The sequence below is a fragment of the Candidatus Cybelea sp. genome (assembly GCA_036489315.1).
GTDB lineage: Bacteria > Vulcanimicrobiota > Vulcanimicrobiia > Vulcanimicrobiales > Vulcanimicrobiaceae > Cybelea.
Map to the genome: position 1 here is coordinate 1 of DASXFZ010000052.1, position 1,870 is coordinate 1,870.

General features: G+C 63.3%; 4 protein-coding genes. 2 read left to right on the top strand and 2 right to left on the bottom strand.

What is annotated here, in order from left to right:
- On the top strand, nucleotides 1-294 hold a 294-nt coding region (locus VGG51_11330; protein ID HEY1883621.1), incomplete at its 5' end, for an energy transducer TonB.
- Nucleotides 295-302: 8 nt separating this feature from the next.
- On the opposite strand, the gene VGG51_11335 is transcribed toward VGG51_11330, so the two are convergent.
- Nucleotides 303-680, bottom strand: coding sequence for a VOC family protein (locus VGG51_11335; GenBank protein ID HEY1883622.1), 378 nt, complete (start codon nucleotides 678-680; stop codon nucleotides 303-305).
- A 26-nt stretch (nucleotides 681-706) separates the two neighbouring features.
- On the bottom strand, nucleotides 707-1,120 hold the full coding sequence (locus tag VGG51_11340; GenBank protein HEY1883623.1) for a MarR family winged helix-turn-helix transcriptional regulator: 414 nt from the start codon (nucleotides 1,118-1,120) through the stop codon (nucleotides 707-709).
- Between the two features lie 77 nt (nucleotides 1,121-1,197).
- Between VGG51_11340 and VGG51_11345 the strand changes: the two genes are divergently transcribed.
- Nucleotides 1,198-1,707 (top strand): hypothetical protein, encoded by a 510-nt coding sequence (locus VGG51_11345; protein ID HEY1883624.1) that lies wholly within the window; start codon nucleotides 1,198-1,200, stop codon nucleotides 1,705-1,707.
- Nucleotides 1,708-1,870: the final 163 nt, after the last annotated feature.

Consider the following 1,870-nt stretch of genomic DNA (forward strand, 5'->3'; position numbering starts at 1 on the left):
ACGCTCGCATCGGCAGCGTGCACGCATCCCAACGTGGAGGCGTCGGTAACCGATCCGCAGCCGCCGGTGCTCCCGCACGGGCTCAAGGCGTCGGGAACCGTCGAGGTCTCAGTAACGATTGCGCCAAACGGAACGGTCACCCGAACGTCGGTAGTCAAATCGAGCGGCAGCGCGACGATCGACGATTCGGTCGTTGCCGCGGCACGCAAGAGCAAGTACTCTCCGAAGGTCGCGAACTGTGCACCCGTCGAGGGCAGCTACATCTTCCGCGCGGACTTTACGCCGCGCCCCTAACCGCGCCGTTATCGGAGGGCGGGCGGCTCCCAGAGTTCGATGCGATTGCCCTCGGGGTCGACAACCCAGCCGAAGCGGCCGTATTCGTGATTATCGGTCTTTTCTAAAACCGTAACGCCCTCTGCGCGCAGCTTGGCGAGCAGCTCGTCGAGGCCCTCGACCCGGAAGTTGATCATCACCGGCTGCGCTCGGTCCCAATAGTCGTCATCCACATCGAAGATGCTGAAAAGCGTCACTCCATTCGGGTCGGGATCGTCCGAGCGGCGAAACATCGCGCCGACCCCGGGCCGATCGACGATCCCGAGGTGCTCTGCGTACCAGCGTTTCATCGCCTCCGGATCGCGAACGCGAATGAAGATGCCGCCGATACCCATTACGCGTGCCATTTTCAGGGCCTTCGCCGCCGCCGGCGTTAGACCACCTCGCTCAGCATTGCGAGAAGGTCGGTCACGCGCCGCTCGCCGAGCGCTTTGACGGTATCTTTCTGCGCCGTACGCCAAAGAGAACGGGCGCGTTCGAAGGCACGGCTCCCTTTCGCAGAGATGCGAACCTCGCGCCGGCGGGCATCGGCGACGCCGGCACGCATCGTGACATACCCGGCCGTCACCAGCGGGCGAAGGCTGCGCGTGGCGGTGGAAACGTCCATGTCCAGCTGGCCCGCGAGTTCGGCGACCCCCCAGCTCGGCTTCGCTGAAAGAGCCGTTAGCATCGAGAACTGAGAGCTCGTAAGGCCCGACGGGGCGAGGGCTTCGTCGTAGCGACGGGTCATCCGTCGCGTCGCGGCCCGCAGCCCGAGGCAAGCACAGTTCCGCGGATCTTCCAGCATTATTTGACTCTACAACTAATCGCGACGACGCCGCAATGCCTTGACAACGGCCCTTTAGTTGTATATACAATCAAAAGATGCCGATACCTCTCGTGTTTGGAATCAACGTTCTGATGGGCCTCCTCGTTTGGAGCATTGCGGTCGCCCTCTACCTCTGGCCGGTGTTGCGTCGCCTGCCTCGCGCGGATGCCTTGCGGCCGCTGCTCCTGCTCCACTCCTTCCGCTTCATGGGCTTGGCGTTCATCGTACCGGGCGTGGTTTCGCCCGACCTACCCGCCACATTCGCGCGACCGGACGCCTACGGCGACTTGATCGCCGCGATCCTCGCGTTGATCGCGCTGGCCGCCCTTCGGACTCGGGCGGGAAACGCATTCGTGTGGGTATTTGGGGTGTGGGGCAGCCTCGACCTCATCAATGCATTCTACCAAGGCGGCCGCCACGCTCTCGCGCCGGGACAACTCGGAGCCACCTATTTTATCGTGACGTTTTTCGTGCCGCTGCTCCTGATCACGCACGCTCTCGTCTTCCGCCTTCTCCTGCGGCGCGACGACGCAGTCGCTGCGCGGGATCGACGGCTGGCCGCCTGACGACGGAATGGCGAAAACTTAGCGCGCGATCGCCATCTCTAACGCTCGTTCGAAGCGCTCCGGCTGGTCGAACATCACAAAATGGCGGCTCGGTGTAATGAGGATCACTTTGGCGTTTGGAGCGTTGCCGGCCCAGCGCGTGTAGTCGGCCTGTTTTTGCGCC

Bases quoted from the DNA above. Each gene is read 5' to 3' on its own strand.
- VGG51_11345 (HEY1883624.1), top strand. From the start codon at position 1,198: ATGCCGATACCTCTCGTGTTTGGAATCAACGTTCTGATGGGCCTCCTC.
- VGG51_11335 (HEY1883622.1), bottom strand. From the start codon at position 680: ATGGCACGCGTAATGGGTATCGGCGGCATCTTCATTCGCGTTCGCGAT.
- VGG51_11340 (HEY1883623.1), bottom strand. From the start codon at position 1,120: ATGCTGGAAGATCCGCGGAACTGTGCTTGCCTCGGGCTGCGGGCCGCG.